The sequence below is a fragment of the Streptomyces sp. NPDC088810 genome, assembly GCF_044750305.1.
Taxonomy (GTDB): Bacteria; Actinomycetota; Actinomycetes; order Streptomycetales; family Streptomycetaceae; genus Streptomyces.
Genome location: NZ_JBIVJQ010000008.1, coordinates 81,366 through 105,672, shown reverse-complemented (window position 1 = coordinate 105,672; position 24,307 = coordinate 81,366). Strand labels below are relative to the sequence as shown.

Here is a 24,307-nt window from a genome sequence, read left to right as displayed (position 1 = left end):
CTGGTCGTTCGCCAGGCACGCCGCCGGAAGTGCCGCGTTGTGCCGGCTCGCCTGTGCGGCGCCGTCGGCGCTGCTCGCACAGTCCCCCGCGCCGCTACGGGCGCGCCTCACTGCCCGGAGGCTGCCGGCTGCTGCGTGTCGTACGCCGCCAATGCCTCCGCCGCCGCTCTCCGGGCGCTCTCGGCCAGCTCCGGCGGCGAGACGATCCGGCCGTCGCCGCCGAGCCGCAGCGCGAGCCGGCGCAGGGAGGCCGGGTCGGGGGTGCGCAGAGTGATACGCAGCCCGCCGTCGGGAAGCTCATCGGCGCTGTCGTGCGGGTAGTACTCGGCGACCCAGCGGCCCCCGGGGCCGACCTCGACCACGACCTCCGGGTCCTCGGCGGCCGGCTGGACCAGGGCCTCGGACAGGTCGCGCAGTTCTATCTCGGGCGGCGCGGAGGGCGCGTCGAGGATCCTGATCTCGGCGACCCGGTCGAGCCGGAAGGTGCGCCGGGCCTCGGAGCGGCGGCACCAGGCCTCCACATAGGTGTGGCCCACGCTGACCAGCCGGATGGGGTCGATCTCGCGCTCGGTGACCTCGTCGCGGGCCGGGGAGTAGTAGCGGATCCACAGCCGGCGGCGCTCGGAGATCGCCCGGTCCACGTCGGCGAAGACACCGCCCTCGGACTCGAAGGTCACCGACAGGCGGGAACTGGCACCGGCGGCCTCGCCGGCCGCGGCCTCGACCTTGGCGGTGGCCCGCAGCAGGGCCTGCCGGTCGCCCTCCCGCAGGCCGGGCAGGGTCGACACCGCGCGGGCGGCGACCAGCAGGGCGGTGGCCTCGTCGGCGGCGAGCCGGAGCGGTTCGGCCGCCTCCTCGCCGAGCGCGGCCGGGTTGTGCCACCAGATGCGCTCGCCATCGGTGTCGATGTCCAGCAGGTCGCCGCCGCGGAAGCTGGTGCCGCACATGGGCAGCAGGTCGAGGTCGGCGACCAGCTCGTCCTCGGTGATGCCGAAGGCGCGCGCGACGTCGGCGATCCGGGCGCCGGGGCGCTCTCTCAGATACGTCACCAGGGAGAGCATCCGCCTGGTCTGGTCGATGGCGTTGACGGTCCTGGCCGGTTTGGCTGCCACAGTTTCCCCCTCAGCCCTTGGCCACGGCACGCAGCCGGTCCACCACGTCGGCCCGCAGCTCGGCCGGCTCCAGGACCACCACGTCCGGGCCGAACTCCACCAGCCAGGCGTCCAGGCCGTGCCCGTACGGAATCTCCAACTCGTCCCAGCCGTCGCCGAGTTCCCGGACCTTCGTGGCCTTCGCCCGAAGGGGGTAACCGGCGCCGGAACGCAGCCGGATCAGCGCCGAGCGGTCGGCGATCTCACCGGCCCAGCTCGCGACGGTCTCGCGCACGGTGACGACGTCGGGCACGGGCGCGGTGAAGCCCGTGCCCCGGGAGCGGACCTTGCCGGTGATCCGGGAGAGCCGGAAGACGCGTTCGGCACCCCGGTCGCGGTCGAAGCCGGCCAGGTACCAGTGGCCGCGCCAGCACTCCAGCGCCCACGGCTCGACATGCCGGGGCTCGGGGCGGGCGGCGGAGGCCTTGCGGTACTCGAAGACGACGGGGCGGCGGTCGCGGCAGGCCAGCATCAGCGGCTCGAAGGCGGCTTCGTGCACCGGGATGCGCGGTTCCAGGGCGCCGTGCGCCTCGTACGGGTCGACGTCCTCGGGCAGGCCGGCGGCGCGCAGCTTCTGCAGGGCGCCGCTGGCGGCTCCGGCCAGCCGGGCCTGCTGCCAGACCTTGGCGGCGAGGCCGAGGGCGGCGGCCTCCTCGGCGTCCAGGGTGATGGGGGGCAGGCGGTTGCTGTCGCGGCGGGCGAGGTAACCGACCTCGCCGTCCATGTTCTCGACGGTCGCGATGACGAGGCCCAGTTCGCGCAGGTCGTCCTTGTCCCGTTCGAACATACGGTTGAAGGAGTCGTCGTTGCCCGCTTCCAGATAGGCCTCGATCGACTCCCGCAGCTCGCGCTTGCTGAGCGGCCGGCGGGTGCCGAGCAGACACAGCGCGAGGTTCATCAGCCGCTCGGCCTTGGCAATGGCCATCGACGCCCTTCGCCTTCCCTATGGTGCTTCTGACCGATGACCGTACCGCTCCGCGGGGCGGTGACAAAAGCCGAGGGCCCATGCCCGAACAGGCATGGGCCCCAGGTGATCGGATCCGGTCGGAACCGGCGGGCCGATCCTCTGTGGATCACGTGTGGATCAGACCCCGAGCAGGTCCACCACGAAGATGAGGGTCTCGCCCGGCTTGATCGCCGGGGTCGGGCTCTGGTTGCCGTAGGCGAGGTGGGCCGGGATGGTCAGCTGGCGGCGGCCGCCGACCTTCATGCCCTGCACGCCCAGGTCCCAGCCCTGGATGACCCGGCCGGCGCCCAGCGGGAAGCGGAACGGAGTGCCGCGGTTCCAGCTGGCGTCGAACTCCTCGCCGGTGCTGAAGGCCACGCCCACGTAGTGGACGGTGACGGTCTGGCCGGCCTGCGCGACCGGGCCGTCGCCCTCCCAGATGTCCTTGATCTCAAGGTCCGCCGGAGGCTCGCCGCCCGGGAAGTCGATCTCGGGCTTGTCGATGCTCACGTCAAAAGCTCCTGCTTGTGTACGACACGAAACGCGGACAGTCTTTCATCTCCGCGGGCTTCGCGCCCGCCCCGGGCGCCTCCTCCGTCACATCGCCGCGAGGATGTCCACGGTGAACACGAGGGTGGAGTCCTTCTTGATGACGCCGCCGCTCGGCGGGTTGTCGCCGTAGCCCAGCTGCCGCGGGATGACGATCAGGACCCGGCTGCCGACCTTCTTGCCGGTCAGGCCCTCGGCCAGGCCCTTGACCGCCCGCTGCATCTGCTCCAGCCCGAACTGGCTGAGCCGGCCCGAGCCGTACGTCCGCTGGAAGGTCTTGCCGCCCTCCCAGACCAGGCCCTGGAACTGGCACAGGACCGCCTGGTCGGCCTTCACCTCGGGGCCGTCGCCCTCCAGCACGTACTCCGACACCAGCTTCTTCGGCGGGTCGGCCCTGGGGATGGTCACCTTGGGTACCTGGCCGTCGGTGTTGGTGCCCACCTTCGGCAGGGCCGCGTCGGTCTGCGGGACCTGCTGCCCCTTGGCGGAGCTCTTGGAGTTGAAGGAGTCGATCAGGTCGATGACGAAGACCAGGGTGTCGGTGCCCTTGATGCCCGCCTGCGCGTTGCCCTCCTTGCCATAGCCCCAGGTGGGCGGGACGGCGATCTGGACGCGGCTGCCGGTCTTCTTGCCCGCGAGCGCGTACAGCCAGCCGTCGATGATGCTGCCCTTGGCGAGCTGCATGACCAGCGGGCGCTTGCGGTCGTAGGAGTTGTCGAAGACCTTGGCGGTGCTCCAGATCTGGCCGAGGTAGTCGGCCCGGATGAAGTCGTTCTCCGCGATCGTGCGGCCACTGCCCGCGATCAGCGTCTTCACGGCGAGGTCCTTCGACGGCTCGCCCGGGCCCTTCGCGACGGTCGGCTTCTCGCCGAACTTCGTGCCCGCCGTGACCGCCGGCAGCGGGCCGTCCACGATCTTGGGCGGGGGCACGGAGGACACCGAGGGCGACGGCGAGGCGCCGGCCTTGCTGGTGTCGGACTTGTCGTCACCGCATCCGGCGAGTGTGACCAGTCCTGCGGGTACGGCGGCCAGGAGGAGTGAGCGTCGGCGCACGGAAGAGCCTCGTAATCGGTCGATCTTGTGGGTGGCGTGCGCGCAACTCTACGACTCGAGAAGGGCGCCGTACGGGAAACGTACGGCGCCCGTGTGGCGTTCCGGCATGTGCGTGCCCGAACGCCCTGCTCGCCAGTCCGGCTCTACATTCCGGCGATCAGCTTCTCCACCCGGTCGTCCACCGAACGGAACGGGTCCTTGCACAACACGGTGCGCTGCGCCTGGTCGTTGAGCTTGAGGTGCACCCAGTCGACCGTGAAGTCCCTGCGCTGTTCCTGCGCCCGCCGGATGAAGTCGCCGCGCAGCCGGGCCCGAGTGGTCTGCGGTGGAACCGACTTGCCCTCGAAGATCTTCAAGTCGTTGCAGATCCGGGCGGCTTGGCCCTTCTTCTCCAGCAGGTAGTACAGGCCACGACGGCGGTGGATGTCGTGGTAGGCGAGGTCTATCTGGGCGACCCGCGGGTGCGACATCGTCATGTTGTGCTTGGCCCGGTACCGCTCGATGAGCTTGTACTTCATGACCCAGTCGATCTCGGTCTCGATGCGGTCCAGTTCCTCGTTCTCGATCGCCTCGAGGGTGCGGCCCCACAGTTCCAGGACCTGCGCGACGGTGCCGGTGCGGATGCCCCGGCGGTCGCAGAAGTCCAGGGCCTTGTCGAAGTACTCGCGCTGCACCTCCAGCGCGGAGGCCTCCCGGCCGCTGGCCAGGCGCACCTTGCGCCGGCCGGTGATGTCGTGGCTCACCTCGCGGATCGCCCGGATCGGGTTCTCCAGGGTGAGGTCGCGCATCACGGTGCCCGCCTCGATCATGCGCAGCACCAGGTCGGTGGCGCCGACCTTGAGCAGCATCGTCGTCTCGGACATGTTGGAGTCGCCGACGATGACGTGCAGCCGGCGGTAGCGCTCGGCGTCCGCGTGGGGTTCGTCGCGGGTGTTGATGATGGGCCGGGAGCGGGTCGTCGCCGAGGAGACGCCCTCCCAGATGTGCTCCGCGCGCTGACTGACGCAGTAGACGGCGCCGCGCGGGGTCTGCAGCACCTTGCCGGCGCCGCACAGCAGCTGCCGGGTGACCAGGAAGGGGATGAGAATGTCCGCGAGCCGGGAGAACTCCCCGTGCCGCGCCACCAGGTAGTTCTCGTGGCAGCCGTAGGAGTTGCCCGCCGAGTCGGTGTTGTTCTTGAAGAGGTAGACGTCGCCTGCGATTCCCTCCTCGTGCAGGCGTCGTTCCGCGTCCACCAGGAGTCCTTCGAGAATGCGCTCGCCGGCCTTGTCGTGGGTGACCAGTTCGGTCACGTTGTCACATTCGGGGGTCGCGTATTCCGGATGTGAGCCCACGTCGAGATAGAGCCGGGCGCCGTTTCGCAGAAAGACATTGCTGCTGCGGCCCCATGACACGACACGGCGGAAGAGGTACCGCGCCACCTCGTCAGGAGACAGGCGCCGCTGTCCCCTGAACGTGCACGTGACGCCGTACTCGTTCTCCAGCCCGAAAATGCGGCGGTCCATGAGGGAACATTACGCCCGATCCCCCGAGCTGAAACGGGGTTCGACAGCACGATTTGGATCATTTTCCGATGAAGCCGCAACGACCGCGCCCTGCGCGGGAGCTGCGAGGACCCGTCCGGTGGCCACCAGGACCAGCAACGACGCGGCTCCGGCGGCCCCCGGCAGCGCGAAGCCCCACAGGGTGCCACCGGCCTGGACCACCGGCCCGGCCAGGCCCGTTCCGACCGAGGCACCCACGGTGAACGTCGTCACCAGCCAGGAGAACGCCTCGGTGACGGTCCCGCTCGGCGCGTGCCGGTCCACGATGATGAACGCGCAGGCGATGCAGGGCGCCAGGAACACGCCGGAGACCACACTCAGCAGCACCATGGCGACCGCGCCGGGCATCAGCATCAGCGGCAGGTAACAGACCGCCAGGCAGGCCACCAGCACCCTCAGTCGCCGTTCGGGCACGCCGGCCCACCGGCGGGCGCCGTAGACGGTGCCGCCGGCCAGTGCCCCGAGGCCCAGTCCGGCCATCATCCAGCCGTAGACCGCGTCGCCGCCGTGGCCGTCGGCGTACGACACCGAGGCGACCGTGATGGAGCCCAGCGCGATGCCGACGCACAGGAAGGCGGCGAGCAGGGCGAGCAGGCCGGGCGAGCGCAGGGCACCGAGCCAGTGGGCCTCGCGCGGGGCCGAGCGCCACGCGCGCGAGGGCGGCGAGACGACGACGGAGAGCGCGCCGAGCACGCCCAGCAGGCTCAGCACCAGCAGGGCGGCGCGCTCGTCCCACAGGGAGACGCACAGGGTCACCAGCAGCGGGCCGACGGTGAACATGACCTCCTGGGCGATCGCGTCCATGGCGTACGCGGTGTGCACCTGCTCCTCGCGGTCCAGCACGGACGGCCACAGCGCGCGCAGGCCGCCCTCCAGGGGCGGGGTGAACAGGCCGGCCGCCGTGACGGCCGCGTAGGCGAGCGGCAGCGGATCGGTGCCGGCGACGGCGAACAGCGCCATGGCGAGGGCGGCGAGGACGGCCGCGGGCAGCTGGACGCGGGGCTGGCCGTACAGGTCGACGAGGCGGCCCAGCACCGGCTGGCCGACCGCGTTCGCGACGCCGTACACGGCCGCGAGGGCGCCGGCGAGGCTGTAGGTGCCGCCCCCGGCGCGCACGAAGAGCACCAGGGCGATGGCGGCGGTGGCGTTGGGCAGCCGGCCCACCAGGGTGCCGGTGAGCAGCCGCAGGGCGTGCCTCGCCCTCAGGATCTCCAGGTACCCCGTGGCCATGTCCTGCCCTTCCGTGGCTCGCCGGGACGCCTCGACGGCCCGAAGTGTTACGTATAACGTCCCTCTTCATACGTACCATGTGCGCTGTTCGCACGTCCAGACGACCGGGAGTGAGTGGTGGCCCGCAGCAGCACGCGCCCGACCAGCCGGGACGTCGCCCAGGCGGCCGGGGTCTCCCAGGCGGCCGTCTCGCTGGTGCTGGGCGACAAGTGGCGCGGCCGGGTGTCGCAGACCACCGCCGAGCGGGTCCGGGAGGCCGCCCGCGAGCTGGGCTACCGGCCCAACCTCGCCGCCCGCAACCTCCGCCTGGGCCGCACCCGCACCGTCCTGCTCGTGGTGCCGGCCCTGACGACGGAGTTCTTCGCCGGTGTCTACACCGGTGCCGCGCGCGTGGCCGCCGAGCACGGCTTCGGCGTGGTGCTCTACCCCTCCCCCGAGGGCATCGGCCCGGCCCGCGACCCCTTCGCCTCCGCGCAGGCCGCCCTGGACGGCGTCCTCGCCTCCTCGATGGCCGCCGACGCCCTCACCGCCATCCGCGGCGACCAGCTGCCCCTGGTCATGCTCGACAGCGACCCGGCGGGCAGCCTGGGCGCCGCGACCGTGAACCTGGACATCGCCGACGGCGTCCGCCAGGTCGCCGAGCACCTGCTCGGCCTCGGCCACCGCCGGGTGCTGCACCTCGCCGCGGACGTGCCGTCCTGGACCTTCGAGATGCGCGCGAGGGAACTGGCCGCGCGCCTGGCCGCCGTCCCGGGCACCGAGGTCCGCACGGCCCGGGCCCCGATCTCCATCGAGGGGGCGCTGGCCGCCACCGAGGCCGCGCTCACCGCGGCCGGGCCCCGGCCCACGGCGGTGGTCTGCGACGACGACAAGCTCGCCGCCGGCGCCTACAAGGCGCTGCGCCGCCTCGGCCTGCGGGTCCCCGACGACGTCTCGGTCACCGGCCTGGACGACCTGGCCCTGGCCACCGCGATCGACCCCGAGCTGACCACCGTACGACTGGACGCCGAGCTGTTCGGGGAACGGGGCATGCGGGCCCTGCTGGCCGTCCTGGAGGGCCGGGAGCCGGAGGGCGGGGACATCCCGGTGGAACTCGTCGTGCGGGGCTCCACGGCGCCGCCAGGCGCGTCCGCGTAAACGCCGGGGGCCCCGGCCGGAAATCCGACCGGGGCACCCGGCGATACGTGCGGGAGGGGGGTCACTCCTCGTCGGAGTCCTCCGAGCCGTCCGCGCTCTCCGCTTCCGTGCTCGCGCCGTCCACCGCCAGCAGGCGGCCGAGCTGGCGGCCGACGATGCGCTTGAACTTGCGCTTCTGCGGACGCGTGCGGTCCAGCACGGCGACCTCCAGGCGCTCGGCGGGGATCTCCCGCTCGCTGCCGTTGGTGTCCCGGGACAGGGCCTGCACGGCCAGCTTGAGGGCCTCGGCGAGGCTCATGCCGTCGCGGTGGCGCTGGTCGAGGAAGCTGCTGATCTGCTCGGCGTTGCCGCCCACCGCGACCGAGCCGTGCTCGTCCACGATGGAGCCGTCGTGCGGCAGCCGGTAGATCTGGTCGCCCTCGGGGGTCTCCCCGACCTCGGCCACCACCAGCTCCACCTCGTACGGCTTCTCGGCCGCGGAGGAGAAGATCGTGCCCAGCGTCTGGGCGTAGACGTTGGCCAGGCCGCGGGCGGTGACGTCGTCGCGGTCGTAGGTGTAGCCGCGCAGGTCGGCGTAGCGGACGCCGCCGATGCGCAGGTTCTCGTACTCGTTGTACTTGCCGGCCGCGGCGAAGCCGATCCGGTCGTAGATCTCGCTGAACTTGTGCAGCGCGCGGGACGGGTTCTCGCCGACGAACACGATGCCGTCGGCGTACTGCAGCACGACCAGGCTGCGGCCGCGGGCGATGCCCTTGCGGGCGTACTCCGCCCGGTCGGCCATGGCCTGCTGGGGTGAGACATAGAACGGCGTCGACACCGGTTATCCGTCCCTTTCTGTCATGGTCACTGGATCACCTTGATAAGAACCGGGCCCACGCTCAGAGCAGGGCGGCCTTGGGGCCGTCGGGCTCCTCCAGGCGCCTCTGGAGCACCGCGCGGGACAGCTCGGAGGCCTCCTGGTCGGTGAGCCGGCGGAAGCCGTCCTCGGTGATCACGGTGATGATCGGGTAGATCCGGCGGGCGACATCGGGACCACCGGTCGCCGAGTCGTCGTCAGCCGCGTCATAGAGGGCCTGCACCACGAGCGTGGTGGCCTGCTCCTCGGTCAGGTCGTCACGGAACAGCTTCTTCATCGCACCGCGCGCGAAGATCGAGCCGGAGCCCGTCGCAGCGAAGTTGTGCTCCTCGGAACGGCCGCCCGTGACGTCGTAGGAGAAGATGCGACCCTTCTCGCGGTCCACGTCGTACCCCGCGAAGAGGGGCACCACGGCCAGGCCCTGCATGGCCATGCCGAGGTTGGAACGGATCATGGTCGACAGCCGGTTCGCCTTGCCCTCCAGGGACAGCTGGGCGCCCTCGACCTTCTCGAAGTGCTCCAGCTCCAGCTGGAACAGCTTGACCATCTCGACGGCCAGGCCGGCGGTGCCGGCGATGCCCACGGCCGAGTACTCGTCGGCCGGGAAGACCTTCTCGATGTCCCGCTGGGCGATCACGTTGCCCATCGTGGCCCGGCGGTCACCGGCGAGCACCACGCCGCCGGGGAACGTCACGGCCACGATGGTCGTGCCGTGCGGCGCCTCGAGCACGCCCTGGGTGGGCGGCAGCTGCCGGTTGCCGGGCAGCAGCTCCGGCTGGTGCTCGGCGAGGAAGTCCATGAACGAAGAGGATCCTGGCGTCAGGAAGGCAGCTGGTAGACGCCCGGTGCCACGAGAGTTGGCTTCCACAGGTTTCCTTCCAGGTAAGCAACAGCGCGACGGCCAACGTCGGGATCGTCCCGCAACTTGCCGATGGCCGAATTGCAGTTGAAGCACAGTACGCCACGGACCCTACCCGTCTTGTGGCAGTGATCCACATGCGCGGGCGGGGCGGCCAGACAGATCGCGCAGAGTCCGTGCTGGGAGGCGATCAGCGCGTCGCGCTCGGCTTCGGTGAGGCCGTAGTTGCGCTTGAGGTGGTGCTGCCGGCCCTTCACCGCCTTGCACGCCTTGCGGACGGACGTTGAGGCCCTTCGCCAGGTGCCGCTGCTGATGGTAGGCAGCCGCGCACTCACGGCAATAGGCCTGCAGACCGTCCCGCATGGACTTGTTCTTCGCGAATGCTGCTCGCGGCTTGTGTTCCCTGCACCGCGAGCAGCGCTTCGCGCTCGCCTCACTCGCCAACTCAGACTCCCCGGCGACCTTCGATTCGAAGGCTACTCGCCGCCCTTCTGAACGAAGCTTCGAACGAAGTCCTCTGCGTTCTCCTCCAGGACATCGTCGATCTCGTCCAGAACCGAGTCCACGTCGTCGCTCAGCTTCTCGTGCCGTTCCTTGAGGTCCTCCGAGGCCTGCGCGTCCTGCGCCTGCTCCTCGACCTCTTCCGTGGACCGGGTGGCCTTCTGCTGGCCGCCGCCGGTGTCCTTGGTCGCCATAACCCTCACCCCGCTCAGTTCGCCTGCCGATCGGTGATGATCAGACCCTATAGTCCGGGTCCGACATCGGCCCCGCAGTTTCCACAACATTGCGGGGGCCACCTGGATGATTCCCGGGCGGTGGGGTTTCCACCCCGGCCGCCCGGGTCGGAACGAGTACCCGCTGACCGCTGTCAGTTGCCGGACAGGACCCTGACCAGGTCTTCCGCGGTGCGGCAGCGGTCCAGCAGCTCCTTGACGTGATTTCGCGTTCCGCGTAGCGGTTCCAGGGTTGGAACACGCTGGAGGGAGTCGCGGCCGGGCAGGTCGAAGATGACCGAGTCCCAGCTCGCGGCGGCGACGTCGTCCGCGTACTGCTCCAGGCAGCGTCCGCGGAAGTACGCGCGCGTGTCCTCAGGCGGCTTCGTACGCGCCCGGTCGACCTCGGCCTCGTCCAGCAGCCGTTTGATGCGCCCACGGGCCACCAGGCGGTTGTACAGGCCCTTCTCGGCGCGCACGTCGGCGTACTGGAGGTCGACCAGGTGCAGCCGGGCCGCGTCCCAGTCGAGGCTGTCGCGCCGGCGGTAGCCCTCCATCAGCTCCCGCTTGGCGACCCAGTCCAGCTCGCCGGCCAGGCTCATCGGGTCGTTCTCCAGCCGGGTGAGGGTGTCCTCCCAGCGGCTGAGCACGTCCTTGGTCTGGTCGTCGGCGTCGGCGCCGAAGCGCTCCTCGACGTACTTGCGGGCCAGCTCGAAGTACTCCATCTGCAACTGGACCGCGGTGAGTGTGCGCCCGCTGCGCAGGGTGACCAGTCGCTTGAGGGACGGGTCGTGCGAGACCTGGTGCAGGGTGCGCACGGGCTGGTCGACGGCGAGGTCCACGGCGATGAAGCCGTCCTCGATCATGGACAGGACCAGGGCGGTCGTGCCCAGCTTGAGGTAAGTGGAGATCTCCGAGAGGTTGGCGTCGCCGATGATCACATGCAGCCGGCGGTACTTCTCGGCGTCCGCGTGCGGCTCGTCGCGGGTGTTGATGATCGGGCGCTTGAGCGTGGTCTCCAGGCCGACCTCGACCTCGAAGTAGTCCGCTCGCTGGCTGAGCTGGAAGCCGTGCTCGTGCCCGTCCTGGCCGATGCCGACGCGGCCCGCTCCGGCGAAGACCTGGCGGGAGACGAAGAAGGGCGTGAGGTGGCGCACGATGTCCGAGAACGGGGTCTCCCGCTTCATCAGGTAGTTCTCGTGCGTGCCGTAGGAGGCGCCCTTGTTGTCGGTGTTGTTCTTGTAGAGGTGGATCGGCTGGGCCCCGGGCAGCTGCGCCGCCCGCTCGGCGGCCTCGGCCATGATCCGCTCGCCGGCCTTGTCCCACAGGACGGCGTCGCGGGGGTTGGTGACCTCGGGGGCGCTGTACTCGGGGTGGGCGTGGTCGACGTACAGACGGGCACCGTTGGTGAGGATCACATTGGCCAGGCCGATGTCCTCGTCGGTGAGCTGGCTGGCGTCGGCGGCCTCCCGGGCGAGGTCGAATCCTCGCGCGTCCCGCAGCGGATTCTCCTCCTCGAAGTCCCAGCGGGCCCGGCGGGCCCGGTGCATCGCCGCCGCGTAGGCGTTGACGATCTGGGACGAGGTGAGCATGGCATTGGCGTTCGGGTGGCCGGGGACGGAGATCCCGTACTCCGTCTCGATGCCCATTACTCGCCGTACGGTCATGCGGCCCTCCTTGCCCGGCGGCACCCTCGGTCGTGGGCGCCGCTCAAGTACCGCTGGCGCTCCGGTGCGTGTGCGGTGCCCGTCCCCGCACGGCGCGACTCGGCGGCAGGAACGAGCCTAGAACGCCTTTGCGCTGGTGGGGAGATCATTTGCGTCATTGGCTGCTCCGGTCGTGGCCCGAAAAACAGTCGGCTGCGGGTACCCGCCGAGGGCACCCGCAGCCGCCCTGCCGTTACAGGTACTGACCGGTGTTCGCCACCGTGTCGATGGAGCGTCCGGTGTCCGCGCCCTGCTTTCCGGTGATGAGGGTACGGATGTAGACGATCCGCTCGCCCTTCTTTCCGGAGATCCGGGCCCAGTCGTCCGGGTTCGTGGTGTTGGGCAGGTCCTCGTTCTCCTTGAACTCGTCCACGCAGGCCTGGAGCAGGTGGGAGACGCGGAGGCCCTTCTGGGTCTTCTCCAGGAAGTCCTTGATCGCCATCTTCTTGGCGCGGCCCACGATGTTCTCGATCATGGCTCCGGAGTTGAAGTCCTTGAAGTAGAGGACTTCCTTGTCGCCGTTGGCGTAGGTGACCTCCAGGAAGCGGTTCTCCTCGGACTCGGCGTACATGTGCTCGACCGCGGTCTGGATCATGCCCTGGACCGTGGCGCTCTTGTCGCCGCCGTGTTCCGCGAGGTCGTCCGCGTGCAGCGGGAGACGCTCGGTGAGGTACTTGCCGAAGATGTCCTTCGCCGCCTCGGCGTCCGGACGCTCGATCTTGATCTTCACGTCGAGCCGGCCGGGGCGCAGGATGGCGGGGTCGATCATGTCCTCACGGTTGGAGGCGCCGATCACGACCACGTTCTGCAGGCCCTCCACGCCGTCGATCTCGGCGAGCAGCTGCGGGACGATGGTGTTCTCCACGTCCGAGCTGACACCGGAGCCACGGGTGCGGAAGAGGGACTCCATCTCGTCGAAGAAGACGATCACGGGGGTGCCCTCGCTGGCCTTCTCACGCGCACGCTGGAAGACCAGGCGGATCTGCCGCTCGGTCTCGCCGACGTACTTGTTGAGCAGCTCGGGACCCTTGATGTTCAGGAAGAAGCTCTTGCCCGCGGCCTGGCCGGTGACCTCGGCGACCTTCTTGGCCAGCGAGTTCGCGACGGCCTTGGCGATGAGCGTCTTGCCGCAGCCGGGCGGGCCGTAGAGCAGGACGCCCTTGGGCGGGCGCAGCTCGTGCTCCTTGAACAGGTCCGGGTAGAGGTACGGCAGCTCCACCGCGTCGCGGATGGCCTCGATCTGGTTGCCGAGGCCGCCGATCTGCTCGTAGCCGATGTCGGGGACCTCTTCGAGGACCAGCTCCTCGACCTCGCTCTTGGGCACGACCTCGTAGACGTAGCCGGAGCGGGGCTCGAGCAGGAGGGCGTCGCCGGGGCGGATGGTGACGTCCAGCAGCGGCTCGGCGAGCCGCACCACCCGCTCCTCGTCGGTGTGCCCGAGCACGAGGGCGCGCTCGCCGTCCTCCAGGATCTCCTTGAGGGTGACGATGTCGCCGACGCGCTCGTACTCCATGGCCTCGACCACGTTGAGCGCCTCGTTGAGCATGACCTCCTGGCCGCGCCGCAGGTCGTCGAGCTCGACGCTGGGGCTGACGTTCACCCGCAGCTTGCGGCCCCCGGTGAAGATGTCGGCGGTGCCGTCCTCGTTCGCCTGCAGGAAGACACCGAAGCCGGCCGGCGGCTGAGCGAGCCGGTCGACCTCCTCCTTGAGGGCCACGATCTGGTCGCGGGCCTCGCGGAGGGTGTTGGCCAGTCGTTCGTTCTGGGCGGACACGCCGGCCAGGTTGGTCTGCAGCTCGACGATCCGCTCTTCGAGAATCCTCGTGTGGCGCGGAGAGTCGGCGAGCTTGCGGCGCAGGACGGCGATCTCCTGCTCAAGGTAGGCAATCTGCCCGGCCGGGTCGTCGGACCCTCGTCCCGGGCGGATGCCGCGGTTCATGTCGTCGTCGTGGGCTGCCACGGTCCTCACCTCCTCCAAGGGGAGCTGGACGCTTCCAGACCCTACCTGGGTGGGTGTCGATTGAAACCCCTAGATCACAAAGACTGTCAAGGTGTGTCGTCGGTCACCCGGTGCGCGCTCCCTCGCACGGAGGGGATACCCACTCAACGTGAAGGGAAAGCCGCTTGTTCCATGCATGGCGCGGTCGAATCCCTTCACTACGGGCCGGAGTTGTCCGCTCCTGGCCGATCGGCCGGTCCGCGGGCAGCACACAGGGCGCTCGTACGATCATCACGCAGAGCGACGGCACCGGTGAGTGAGGTCACCGCCGCGGTGGCCTGAAGTGATCGACCCGGCCGCCTGGGCACCCCTGTCCCGGTCCGGCGCTGGTACCCGAGCGGGCGGGACCGGAAACCCGGAACCGGTGCCACCGGGCCGCGCGGCGGGCGGAGGTAGGGTCGAGGGTGTCCAACAGCCGCTGGAGCGGACCCGGCTGGCCCTCGCGGCACCGGGACCGCCCGGCGAACCGACGGCAGGAGAGATGACCGTGCAGCAGGAGGCCCCGGGCGGCGAGGCGCTGGAGGTCTGGATCGACCAGGACCTGTGTACCGGCGACGGGATCTGCGCCCAGTACGCCCCGGAGGTGTTCGAGCTGGACATCGACGGGCTGGCCTATGTGAAGGGCGCGGACGACGAGCTGCTCCAGGCCCCCGGGGCGACCACACCGGTGCCGCTGCCGCTGCTGACGGACGTGGTGGACTCGGCGAAGGAGTGCCCCGGCGAGTGCATCCACGTACGCAGGGTTTCGGACAAGGTCGAGGTGTACGGGCCCGAGGCGGAGTGAGCCCGGCTCAGACGCTGTGGGCCCCGGCCGGCGTGGAGCGCAGGAAGGCGCTGCCGTTCCACCGCCACTTGGCCGGGGTCTTCACGTCGGGGCAGCAACTGGGCACGGCGTCCGAGGAGTAACCGAGCAGGGTCGCGGAGACGGCCCGCGCGCGGAGCGCGAAGTCGGTGACCGTGAGCCGCTGCTTGGGCTCCACGAGGGTGGCGACCACGCGCGGCTTGCCGCCGTCCGCAGCGCGGGTGAGGACGTAGACCCCGTCGGGCGGGGTGCCCATGGGGGCGTCGCAGTGCACCACCGCGACGGTTTCCGGTCTGCCGTCGCCGTCCAGGTCCCCGGCGGCCTTCCTGGCGACCACCGCCTTCACCGGGCCGCACTCCAGCGGGAACTGCACCCCGGCCGTGCTCGGCGGCGCGACGGCCGCCGCGGCGGACCTGCCCCCGGGGCCGGACTGGGCAGCCGTGGCCGATCCGGGCTGGACGACGGAGGAGAGGGCCACGACGCCCGCGACGGCCGTGGCGGTGGCGACCCAGTGGATGGGCCGGGTGTGGGTGTGGGCGAGCTCCGGAACGGCGGATTGCTGCACGAGGAGTGTCTCCTGTGAGGGCTGTGCCGGTGGGATGGCCTGCATGGTGCCACACGTCACAGTGCGGGGGAACGGCGGGGTCCGGCATTCCCGCAGGCGGCGGGCCCGCGCACGCGGGAGGCGCCGATGCTGGTACCGCGTCAACGGACGGGCGCCGTGACCGAGTTCCCGCCCGTCGGTGGGGAACTCGGTCACGGCGCCCTGACGTTGGTACGCGCGCGTGCCGGTCAGCGGCCGGCGCCGCCGTCGGCGTTGGGTCCGGCGTAGTCCTCGCCGTAGGCGCCCTTGGCGGGGCGGCGGCGGCGCATGGGCGGCTCGACGCCGTCCGCGAGGCGGCGGGCGGTGAGCAGGAAGCCGGTGTGGCCGATCATCCGGTGGTCCGGGCGGACGGCCAGGCCCTCGATGTGCCAGTTGCGGATCATGGTCTCCCAGGCGGTCGGCTCGTTGAAGCAGCCGATCTCGCGGATGGACTCCACGGTCCGGGCGAGCTGGGTGGTGGTGGCCACGTAGCAGCACAGGATGCCGCCGGGGACGAGCGCCTTGGAGACCGCCTCCAGGCACTCCCAGGGGGCGAGCATGTCGAGGATGACACGGTCGACGTCGGTGTCGGACAGGTTGTCCTGGAGGTCGCCGACGGTGAGCTGCCAGGCGGGGTGCGGGGCGCCGAAGTAGCGCTCCACGTTCTGCTTGGCGATCTCGGCGAAGTCCTCGCGGCGCTCGTAGGAGTGCAGCATGCCCTGGTCGCCGATGGCCCGCAGCAGGAAGCTGCTGAGCGAGCCGGAGCCGACGCCGGCCTCGACGACGCGGGCGCCGGGGAAGATGTCGGCGAAGGCGAGGATCTGCCCCGCGTCCTTCGGGTAGACGACGGCTGCCCCGCGGGGCATGGACAGGACGTAGTCGGGGAGCAGGGGGCGCAGCGCGAGGTAGGCCACGTTGCCGGTGGTGCGGACAACGCTGCCCTCGGGAGCGCCGATCAGTTCGTCGTGCGGGAAGGAGCCCTTGTGGGTGTGGAAGTTCTTCCCTGCTTCGAGCGTGAACGTGTAGTGGCGGCCCTTGGGGTCGGTCAGCTGTACCTGGTCCCCGACCTTGAAGGGCCCGCGCCTGCGGGCGGCACCGGTCGGTTCGGACATGTGACCAGCCTACCGGTCCCGGTGAGGGGTGCCGACCACGGCGGCTAGGCGGTGGGTCTCGCCATCGCCTTGACGAAGGCCCGCTCGACGTCCGCCGCCGACAGCACGCCGTAGATCTCGCCGCTCTCCTCGACCACCAGGTACTCGGTGGCCGGAGTGGCGCGCAGGACGTCCAGGAGTTCTTCTCCGGCCAGCTCGGCGGAGACCCGCATGCCGTCGGTCAGCTCCTGGGCGAGGCCGCTGACGGCCACCCAGGGGCGGCGGTGCTCGGGTACGCCGACGATCGCGGCCTCGCGGACGAGCGAGAGCGGATGGCCGTCGGCGTCCACCACGACCAGGGCGCGGGCGCCGGCTGCGTTGGCGCGGCGCAGCGCCTCGGAGAGCGGGGTGTCGTTCTCGACCGGTACGGCCCGCCGGGTGAGGGTGCGGGCGCGCAGCTCGGGGAGGTGCTCGCGCAGCCGGGCCATGCGCAGGCTGTTGCCGGCGCCGGTCCAGATGATCGCGGCCAGGATGGCGGCGAGCAACGCGTCGGTGACGGTGTCCATGCCGCCCACGTCCTCGCCGCTGCCGCCGAGGACACCGGACTGGTTGAGCAGCGGGAGGCCGATCAGGACGGCGACGGCGAGGGCACGGCCGACCCAGGCGGCGGCGACCGTGCCGGTCATCGGCCTGCCGCTGATCTTCCAGACGACCGCGCGGAGCATGCGGCCGCCGTCCAGGGGGAGGCCGGGCAGGAGGTTGAAGATCGCCACGATGAGGTTGGAGACCATCAGGCCGGCCAGCAGGACGCCGGGGACGGTGCCGGGCTCCACGGGTTTCATGGCGAGGTAGAACAGGCCGGCCAGCACGAGGGAGAGCAGCGGGCCGACGAAGGCCAGCACGAACTCCCGGCCGGGGGTCTCGGCCTCCTTCTCGATCTCCGAGACGCCGCCGAAGAACTGCAGCTGGATACGGCGGACCGGGAGCTTGAAGCGGATCGCGGCGACCGTGTGGGCCAGCTCGTGGACCAGGACGGAGGCGTAGAAGGCGACCGCGAAGAAGAGGGAGACCAGGTAGCGGGCGGCGCCCAGCTCGGGCAGCACGCGGTCGAGCTGCCCGCCGAAGACCCAGGTGATCAGGGCGGCGACGAGGAACCAGCTCGGCGCGACGTAGACGGGCACGCCGAAGGGGCGGCCCATGAGGATGCCGCCGCCGGGTTCCTTCGGCCGGGGCTCGGGCGGTTCGCCCTTGGCGATGCCGGAGTGGGCGAGGGAGCGGTGCTCGGGGGCGGCATCCGGAGCCTGGTGCTCCGGCCCGGCCGGCTCGTCGGTGCCGGCGGCGCTGGTCTCCTCGGCGTCGTCCGCTCGGGGTGCGGGGGTGTCGGGCTCGGGGCCGGAGTGGTCGGTGGGTCCGGTCGCCGGGGCCGTAGGGTCAGCGGAGTGCTCGGCCGGCTCGTCGTTGCCGGACCGCGGCTGCCCGCTCCCGCCGCTCACGTCCACGGTGTCCCCTCGTTCGAAGCGTCTTCCGCACCTGCCGGACGGAAGGGGTCTCTGGTCGATGGTATGCGGCCGTGGTGGCACGTTTCGCCCCGGCACCCCTTGTGTTTGCCCCGGGATCGCGGGGCCGACGCGGGCGGCGACCGGGTCACTGTCAGTGGCGGGCCGTAAGGTCTGTGGGCATGGACAGCAGCATCGACGAGGCGGCGGCCCAGCCGGGCGGCGCCGACCGCACGCCCCCGGCCACCCCGCCCCGGCCACCGATCCCGACGATGCCTGCACCCACGGACCCGACCGGAGCACCAGCCACGGCACCGGCCGCCGGGACCGGGGAGCGGGTGGCGACCGGCCTGGCGGCGAGCGGCGAGGACGGCGCCCCCGGTACGGCCGGCGCGGCAGCGAGCGGCGCCCACGAGAGCGGCGTCCCCGGCGCGGCCGGCACAGCGGCGAGCACTGCCGGTGCGGGCGGGGAGCGGAAGGCCGGGCCGCCGAGTTCCCTGTCGCCGTCCCGGGCCAGTGACTTCATGCAGTGTCCGTTGCTGTACCGGTTCCGGGTGATCGATCGGCTGCCGGAGAAGCCGAGCGCCGCGGCGACACGGGGCACGCTGGTGCATGCCGTGCTGGAGCGGCTGTTCGACGCGCCCGCCGGAGAGCGGACCGCGCCGCGGGCCAAGGCGCTGATCCCGGGGCAGTGGGACCGGCTCCGGGAGACCCGGCCCGAGGTGACCGAGCTGTTCGCGGACGACCCGGACGGGGAGCGGCTGGCCGGCTGGCTCGCCGAGGCCGAGCGGCTCGTGGAGCGCTGGTTCACGCTGGAGGACCCGACCCGGCTGGAGCCTGCCGAGCGCGAGCTGTTCGTGGAGGCCGAGCTGGAGTCGGGGCTGCGGCTGCGCGGGATCATCGACCGGGTGGACGTGGCGCCGACCGGCGAGGTGCGGATCGTCGACTACAAGACGGGCAAGGCGCCCCGCCCGGAGTACGCCGAGGGCGCGCTGTTCCAGATGAAGTTCTACGCCCTGGTGGTCTGGCGGCTGAAGCGGGTGATCCCGCGCCGGCTCCAGCTCGTCTACCTCGGCAGCGGGGACGTGCTGACGTACGACCCGGTCCTCGCGGATCTCGAGCGGGTGGAGCGCAGGCTGCACGCGCTGTGGGAGGCCATCAAGCAGGCCACGGAGACCGGGAACTGGCGGCCCCGGCCGACCAAGCTGTGCGGCTGGTGCGACCACCAGGCGCACTGCCCGGAGTTCGGCGGCACTCCCCCGCCCTACCCGCTGCCGGTCGGGCCGGCCGAGGCCGGGACCGGGTGATCCGGGAAACCCCGGCAGGGCAGAATGGGGCGGGACTAGCGAAGGAGTGTCACGTGGCCATCCGCGTCCTACTGGTCGACGACCAGCCCCTGCTGCGTACCGGTTTCCGGATGATCCTGGAGGCCGAGCAGGACATCGCGGTCGTCGGCGAGGCCGGTGACGGCCTGCAGGCCCTCGACCAGGTGCGCGCGCTCCAGCCGGACGTCGTGCTCATGGACATCCGGATGCCTCGGATGGACGGCGTGGAGGCCACCCGGCAGATCACCGGGCCCGGCCGGGACGGCCCGGCCAAGGTGCTGGTGCTGACCACGTTCGACCTGGACGAGTACGTGGTGGAGGCGCTGCGCGCCGGCGCCAGCGGCTTCCTGCTCAAGGACGCGCCCGCGAACGAACTGGTGCAGGCGATCCGGGTGGTGGCGAACGGCGAGGCCATGCTCGCGCCGAGCATCACCCGGCGGCTGCTGGACAAGTACGCCACGCACCTGCCGTCCGGCGAGGAGCCGGTGCCGGACACCCTGCACACCCTGACCGACCGTGAGGTCGAGGTGCTGAAGCTGGTGGCGCGCGGGCTGTCCAACGCCGAGATCGCCGCGGATCTGTTCGTCAGCGAGACGACGGTGAAGACGCACGTGGGGCATGTGCTCACCAAGCTGGGCCTCAGGGACCGCGTGCAGGCCGCGGTGTACGCGTACGAGAGCGGCCTGGTGCGCCCCGGCGCCCAGTAGGGAGTCGTACGACGGCGAAGGGCGCCCCTCTCCTGCGGAGCGGGGCGCCCTTGGCGTATCCGGCTTCAGCTCTTGCTGAGTTCCCAGAACCGGAACACCGTGGAGGCGTCCAGGCAGTACTCCAGGCCGTACACGCCGTCACGGACGACCGCGTACTGCTTGGCCTGCCACACCGGCAGGACGGGCAGTTCGGCGGCGACGATGTCCTGCAGCTTCCCGAAGTCCTTGTCGGTCGCGGCACGGTCGCTCTGCGCGGCGGTGCCGGGGATCAGGGACTTGACGATGGTGCGGTTGCTGTAGTTGTTGTCCAGCACGTTGCCCTTGCCGAAGAAGGGCGCGGTGAAGTTGTCGGCGTCCGGATAGTCCGGCACCCAGCCCTTCACGTACACGCCGTACTTGCCGGCGGCGATGTCCTTCTCGTACTGGCCGTACGCGACCGACTGGACGTCGGCGTCGAACAGCCCGCTGGCGTTGAGCTGGCCGGCGATGGCCTTCAGCTCCTCGTCGGTGGCGGGGCCGTAGCGGGACGGCGTGGACCACAGGGTGAGCTTCACCTTGCCGGTGATGCCGTCCGCGCGCAGTGCGGCGGCGGCCTTCTCCCGGGAGGGGCGGGCGCCGTAGGTGTCGAAGAACGCGGTGTTGTGGCCCGCGACGCCCGCCGGGATGATCGAGTACAGCGCGCTGGCGGTGCCCTGGTAGACGTCCTTGATGAGGGCGTCGCGGTCGATGAGGTAGGCCATGGCCTTGCGGACGCCGAGCTTGCCGGCCACCGGGTCCTTCATGTTGAAGACCAGGTGCTGGACCTCGGCGCTGGTGCCCTCGATGACGTCGACGCCCTTGTCGTCGTCCTGCTGGTCGAGCTGGGCGATGTCGGCGGCGGTCAGACCTCGGTAGGCGATGTCGATGCCGCCGTCGAGGAGGGCCTGCTTCAGGGCCGTGCGGTCGCCGTGGAAGAACTTCAGGGTGACGCCGGCGTTCTTGACCTTGGCGGTGCCCTGGTAGTTGCCGTTGACGGAGAAGACCGCCTGGTCCTTGTCGAAGGAGTCCAGCTTGTACGGGCCGGAGCCGACGGCCTGGTGGTCGGTGCGCAGGCCGTTCGCGTCGTACTGGCGGTGGTCCACGATCGAGCCGGCGCCGGAAGCGATCTTGCTGGGGAAGGTGGCGTCGGGCACCTTCAGATGGAAGACGGCCGTCTTCGCGTCCGGTGTCTCGACCTTCTCGAGCATCGGGAACATGATCGCGGGACCGGCGGGGTCGTTGATCTTCAGCATGCGGTCGAAGGAGAACTTCACGTCCTCGGAGGTGAGGGCGTCACCGTTGCTGAACTTCAGGCCGTCCTTCAGCTCGCACCTGTAGACCATGGCCCGGGTGTCGGTGAAGCCGCACTGCTTCGCCAGTTCGGGCTGCGGTTCGGTCGCGCCCTTGGGGAAACTGAGCAGCGACTGGAAGACGTTGTTGAACAACAGCCAGGAGCCGGGGTCGTAGCCGGATGCCGGGTCCGTGGCGAGGACGTCGTCGGACATCCCCATCACCACGGAGGAGCCGGTGCCCCCGGAGTCACCGGTCTCGGAGCCGCAGCCGGTCAACAGGCCGGAGGCCAGCCCCGCCACGAGGGGCAGGACTGGCCACTGGGTGCGCATGTTCACTTGAAATGTGCCTTGTCGTCGGTTGGTCAGCCCGGGGCCCCCGTCCCTGGTCCCGGGCATCGGGGCCGCGCCGTGCTCGGCCCCGGGTGCGGAGAGCCGTCAGCCGCTCACACCGCGGCCGAGCTCCCACAGCTGGAGCGTCGAGGAGGAGTTGAGGGCGTAGGCCACGCCCGTGATGTCGTCCCGTGCGGCGACGTACTGCTTGCCCTGCCACAGCGGCAGCACCGGGACGTCCTCGGCGACGATGTCCTGGATCTCCGTCAGGCTCTTGGACGCGCTGAGCCGGTCCGCCTCGCGGCGGGACTGCGGGATCAGCGTGCGCTGGATGCTGCTGTTGTTGTACGGCGAGCCGAGGAAGTTGTTCTTGTCGAGGAAGGGCGCGATGAAGTTGTCGGCGTCCGGGAAGTCGGGGAACCAGCCCATGCCGTAGACGTCGTACTGGCCCTTGCGCTCGGCGGGCCGGAAGGTCGCCCAGGGGTGGCCCTGGATGGAGGCGTCGAACAGACCGCTGTCGTTGAGCTGCTTCTGCAGGACCTCGAACTCCTGCTTGGTTGCCGAACCGTAGTGGTCGGTGGTGTAGTGCAGGGTCAGCTTCACCGGGGTGGTGATGCCGGCCTTGGTCAGCAGGTCCTTCGCCTTGGCGAGGCTGGGGTTGCCGTACTTGTTGAAGAACGAGTTGGAGTGGCCGGTGACGGTGGCCGGGACCAGCGAGTACAGCGGCTCGGCCTGGGTGCCGTAGACCTTGGAGACCAGCTCGCCCCGGTTGATGAGCTGGGCCATGGCCTGGCGCACGGCCTTCGACTTGACGCTGGAGGCGTCGGTGTTGAAGGCGAGGTAGCGGATCTCCAGGCCCGGCATGTCGACCAGGTCGGCCTTGTCGTCGCCGCCGCTGTCCAGCTTCTGGATCTGCGCGGGCGACATGGTGCGGGTCATGACGTCGATGTCGCCCTTGTCGATCGCGGCGCTCATGGCGTCGGCGTCGTTGAAGGAGCGCAGCTCCACCTTGTCGTTGTTCACCTTCACGCTGCCCTTGTAGGAGGGGTTCTTGGTGAAGGTGGCCGTGACGATCGCGCCGTTCTTGGCGTCGGCCTGGAAGGTGTACGGGCCGGAGCCGTCGACCTCGAAGCCTTCCCGGAGCTTGTCCTTCTCGTAGTCCTTCGGGTTGACGATGCCCGCGACCGGGGTGGACAGCTTGTACGGGAAGGTGGCGTCGGCCGTCTTCAGGTGGAAGACGACCTCGCGGTCACCCTGCGTCTCGATGGTGTCGATGGTGTTCAGCAGGGCCGAGACACCGCTGTCGGCGTTGATGCGCAGCGCACGCTCGATGGAGTACTTGACGTCCTGGGCGGTCACCGGGTCGCCGCTGGCGAACTCCAGGCCCTCGCGCAGCTTGCAGGCGTAGCGCTCGCTGCCGCTGTCGGTGAAGGAGCAGCTCTCGGCGGCATCCGGGACGGGGTCGCCCTCGCCCTTGGGCTGGGCCATCAGGGTCTGCACGGACTGGCGCAGGATGTTCCAGGTGCCGACGTCGTAGGCGTAGGCCGGGTCGAGGGGCGCCGGGGCGTCCTTGGTGGCCGTGAACTGGTCCGTGGTACCGACGACGATGGCGTCACCGCTCTTGCTCCCGCTGTCGGATCCGCCGCACGCGGCGAGAACCGGGGTGAGCAGGCCGGCCACCGCCGGCAGCACCAAAGTCTTGCGGTTCATGCGGGAGTTTCTCCAGAGCTGTTCGGGTCCGTGTATCCGGCATGCATGGGTGGTGCGGCGGATCACAGGGGTTCGCGGCGATGTTCTCGCGACGAGATTAGTCCGCGCCTGCAGCCCGGTTCACAGCGCCGTGAGTTGACCCCCCATCACGCAGTGGAACCGGTCGCGGACACACCGAAAACCCGACAGCGGCAGGATTAGTGCAGCGTCCCCCCAATCGGGACACAAGGTGCCGCCGTTTCTCCCCCTTCGGGGTGGGCCAGCACACTTGGCCAACGTTGTCGAGCCGCTCCGGCGTGGGGAACGTCACACCCGCAACTGTGCCGCCGGTCAGCAGAATTCGGCCGGTCGACAGCCCGTGAATTCCCCCCGGGTGTACTTCCCCGGAAATGTGTCCGGCACGGCCAATGGAGATCGCGCTCCCCCGGACTCTTCGAGCCCGGGGGGCACCCGCGGTGAACGGTTAGCGCATTTCCGTCATCAGACCCCGGAGAAATGCCAGGTCGACCTCTTCCAGGGAGGAGACGACGGTACGCCCCGCGGCCGGGCCGATGGGCGCGACGGAGGGTACGGCGACCACCCGGCAGCCCGCGGCCTCGGCGGCGGCGACCCCGGTCGCGGTGTCCTCGACGACGGCACATCTGGCCGGATCCGCACCGAGCCCCGCGGCGGCGAGCAGATACGGGTCCGGGAACGGCTTGGTGCGGGAGACCTCGTCGCCGGCGATGGACAGGGTGAAGTGGTGCGGGCCCAGCACCGACAGCACACGGTCGATGATGCGCCGGTGGGAGGCGGAGACCAGGGCGGTCGGGATCTCGGACTCGTACAGCTCGGCGAGGAGCCGGGCGGCGCCGGGCATCAGCGGCAGGGTGCGGCCGATGCGGTCCTCGAAGCCCTCGTTGAGCAGCACCATGAGCTCGGCGAGGGTGATGTCGGCGCCGGTCGCCTCGATGAGGAAGCCGGCGCTGCGGGTCATGGGGCCGCCGACCACGACGTGCCGCCAGGTCTCGTCCAGGGTGTGTCCGAGGGAGGCGAAGACCTCCTCCTCGACGTCCCACCAGAAACCCTCGGTGTCCACCAGAGTGCCGTCCATGTCGAGCAGCACCGCCTGCAGGGCGGAGCCTTCGGCCGTACGGGTTCCTAGCGCGGGGACCGTGCTGGTCATCCTGGCGCACCTCCTCGAGGGACGACCAGGCCGGTTCCCGGGCTG

The 24,307-nt window shown here is 70.5% G+C and carries 21 protein-coding genes and 1 pseudogene; 4 read left to right on the top strand and 18 right to left on the bottom strand.

The features are described 5' to 3' along the window. Window positions 1-107 precede the first annotated feature (107 nt). From ACIP4Y_RS24770 to ACIP4Y_RS24745, 6 genes are all read right to left on the bottom strand, one after another. Entirely contained in the window at window positions 108-1,112 is a 1,005-nt protein-coding gene (locus tag ACIP4Y_RS24770; RefSeq protein WP_358647953.1) for a WYL domain-containing protein, read from the bottom strand. 10 nt (window positions 1,113-1,122) lie between these two features. Continuing rightward, window positions 1,123-2,076, bottom strand: coding sequence for a WYL domain-containing protein (locus tag ACIP4Y_RS24765; protein WP_358647955.1), 954 nt, complete (start codon window positions 2,074-2,076; stop codon window positions 1,123-1,125). 159 nt (window positions 2,077-2,235) lie between these two features. Further along, window positions 2,236-2,607 carry an FKBP-type peptidyl-prolyl cis-trans isomerase gene (locus ACIP4Y_RS24760; protein ID WP_358647957.1) on the bottom strand — a complete coding sequence of 124 codons (372 nt, stop codon included), beginning with the start codon at window positions 2,605-2,607 and terminating at the stop codon, window positions 2,236-2,238. An 87-nt stretch (window positions 2,608-2,694) separates the two neighbouring features. Next, window positions 2,695-3,699 carry an FKBP-type peptidyl-prolyl cis-trans isomerase gene (locus ACIP4Y_RS24755; RefSeq protein WP_401397277.1) on the bottom strand — a complete coding sequence of 335 codons (1,005 nt, stop codon included), beginning with the start codon at window positions 3,697-3,699 and terminating at the stop codon, window positions 2,695-2,697. 143 nt (window positions 3,700-3,842) lie between these two features. Then, window positions 3,843-5,204 (bottom strand): Pup--protein ligase, encoded by a 1,362-nt coding sequence (gene pafA, locus ACIP4Y_RS24750; RefSeq protein ID WP_358647960.1) that lies wholly within the window; start codon window positions 5,202-5,204, stop codon window positions 3,843-3,845. A gap of 9 nt (window positions 5,205-5,213) precedes the next feature. Beyond that, window positions 5,214-6,473: an MFS transporter gene (locus ACIP4Y_RS24745; RefSeq protein ID WP_401397273.1), complete on the bottom strand. Its 1,260-nt coding sequence runs from the start codon at window positions 6,471-6,473 to the stop codon at window positions 5,214-5,216. A gap of 117 nt (window positions 6,474-6,590) precedes the next feature. On the opposite strand from ACIP4Y_RS24745, the gene ACIP4Y_RS24740 reads away from it, so the two are divergent. After that, window positions 6,591-7,610, top strand: coding sequence for a LacI family DNA-binding transcriptional regulator (locus tag ACIP4Y_RS24740; protein WP_401397270.1), 1,020 nt, complete (start codon window positions 6,591-6,593; stop codon window positions 7,608-7,610). A gap of 61 nt (window positions 7,611-7,671) precedes the next feature. Here ACIP4Y_RS24740 and prcA read toward each other — a convergent pair whose 3' ends face one another. From prcA to arc, 6 genes and pseudogenes are all read right to left on the bottom strand, one after another. Then, window positions 7,672-8,427, bottom strand: coding sequence for a proteasome subunit alpha (prcA, locus tag ACIP4Y_RS24735; RefSeq protein WP_358644074.1), 756 nt, complete (start codon window positions 8,425-8,427; stop codon window positions 7,672-7,674). Window positions 8,428-8,488: 61 nt separating this feature from the next. After that, on the bottom strand, window positions 8,489-9,334 hold the full coding sequence (prcB, locus tag ACIP4Y_RS24730) for a proteasome subunit beta (RefSeq protein ID WP_401397267.1): 846 nt from the start codon (window positions 9,332-9,334) through the stop codon (window positions 8,489-8,491). Next, window positions 9,286-9,769 (bottom strand): annotated as a pseudogene (locus tag ACIP4Y_RS24725) (endonuclease VII domain-containing protein). Before ACIP4Y_RS24725 ends, prcB begins: the two are co-directional and overlap by 49 nt. Window positions 9,770-9,801: 32 nt before the next feature. Further along, window positions 9,802-10,020 (bottom strand): ubiquitin-like protein Pup, encoded by a 219-nt coding sequence (locus tag ACIP4Y_RS24720; RefSeq protein ID WP_020939002.1) that lies wholly within the window; start codon window positions 10,018-10,020, stop codon window positions 9,802-9,804. Between the two features lie 173 nt (window positions 10,021-10,193). Continuing rightward, on the bottom strand, window positions 10,194-11,705 hold the full coding sequence (dop, locus tag ACIP4Y_RS24715) for a depupylase/deamidase Dop (RefSeq protein ID WP_401397263.1): 1,512 nt from the start codon (window positions 11,703-11,705) through the stop codon (window positions 10,194-10,196). A 232-nt stretch (window positions 11,706-11,937) separates the two neighbouring features. Then, window positions 11,938-13,704 (bottom strand): proteasome ATPase, encoded by a 1,767-nt coding sequence (gene arc, locus ACIP4Y_RS24710; protein WP_358644083.1) that lies wholly within the window; start codon window positions 13,702-13,704, stop codon window positions 11,938-11,940. A 520-nt stretch (window positions 13,705-14,224) separates the two neighbouring features. On the opposite strand from arc, the gene ACIP4Y_RS24705 reads away from it, so the two are divergent. Continuing rightward, a complete protein-coding gene (locus ACIP4Y_RS24705; protein ID WP_030744715.1) occupies window positions 14,225-14,527 on the top strand; it encodes a ferredoxin in 303 nt (100 codons plus the stop codon). Between the two features lie 7 nt (window positions 14,528-14,534). Here the strand turns inward: ACIP4Y_RS24705 and ACIP4Y_RS24700 are convergent, their stop codons facing one another. The 3 genes from ACIP4Y_RS24700 to ACIP4Y_RS24690 form a co-directional block, all read right to left on the bottom strand. Beyond that, window positions 14,535-15,110: a hypothetical protein gene (locus ACIP4Y_RS24700; protein WP_401397258.1), complete on the bottom strand. Its 576-nt coding sequence runs from the start codon at window positions 15,108-15,110 to the stop codon at window positions 14,535-14,537. Window positions 15,111-15,337: 227 nt separating this feature from the next. After that, window positions 15,338-16,240 (bottom strand): tRNA (adenine-N1)-methyltransferase, encoded by a 903-nt coding sequence (locus ACIP4Y_RS24695; RefSeq protein ID WP_358644087.1) that lies wholly within the window; start codon window positions 16,238-16,240, stop codon window positions 15,338-15,340. Window positions 16,241-16,284: 44 nt separating this feature from the next. Beyond that, window positions 16,285-17,718, bottom strand: a complete 1,434-nt coding sequence (locus ACIP4Y_RS24690; RefSeq protein WP_401397253.1) for a site-2 protease family protein — start codon at window positions 17,716-17,718, stop codon at window positions 16,285-16,287. A gap of 347 nt (window positions 17,719-18,065) precedes the next feature. On the opposite strand from ACIP4Y_RS24690, the gene ACIP4Y_RS24685 reads away from it, so the two are divergent. Then, window positions 18,066-19,022, top strand: a complete 957-nt coding sequence (locus ACIP4Y_RS24685) for a RecB family exonuclease (RefSeq protein WP_401397874.1) — start codon at window positions 18,066-18,068, stop codon at window positions 19,020-19,022. Window positions 19,023-19,075: 53 nt separating this feature from the next. Next, the gene (locus ACIP4Y_RS24680) at window positions 19,076-19,747 is read left to right on the top strand and encodes a response regulator transcription factor (protein WP_030608351.1); all 672 of its coding nucleotides are present in this window, start codon (window positions 19,076-19,078) and stop codon (window positions 19,745-19,747) included. Between the two features lie 65 nt (window positions 19,748-19,812). On the opposite strand, the gene ACIP4Y_RS24675 is transcribed toward ACIP4Y_RS24680, so the two are convergent. From ACIP4Y_RS24675 to ACIP4Y_RS24665, 3 genes are all read right to left on the bottom strand, one after another. Further along, window positions 19,813-21,393 (bottom strand): ABC transporter substrate-binding protein, encoded by a 1,581-nt coding sequence (locus ACIP4Y_RS24675; protein WP_401397250.1) that lies wholly within the window; start codon window positions 21,391-21,393, stop codon window positions 19,813-19,815. Window positions 21,394-21,492: 99 nt separating this feature from the next. Beyond that, on the bottom strand, window positions 21,493-23,097 hold the full coding sequence (locus tag ACIP4Y_RS24670) for an ABC transporter substrate-binding protein (protein ID WP_401397247.1): 1,605 nt from the start codon (window positions 23,095-23,097) through the stop codon (window positions 21,493-21,495). 463 nt (window positions 23,098-23,560) lie between these two features. After that, window positions 23,561-24,262 carry an HAD family phosphatase gene (locus ACIP4Y_RS24665; protein ID WP_358644095.1) on the bottom strand — a complete coding sequence of 234 codons (702 nt, stop codon included), beginning with the start codon at window positions 24,260-24,262 and terminating at the stop codon, window positions 23,561-23,563. Window positions 24,263-24,307: the final 45 nt, after the last annotated feature.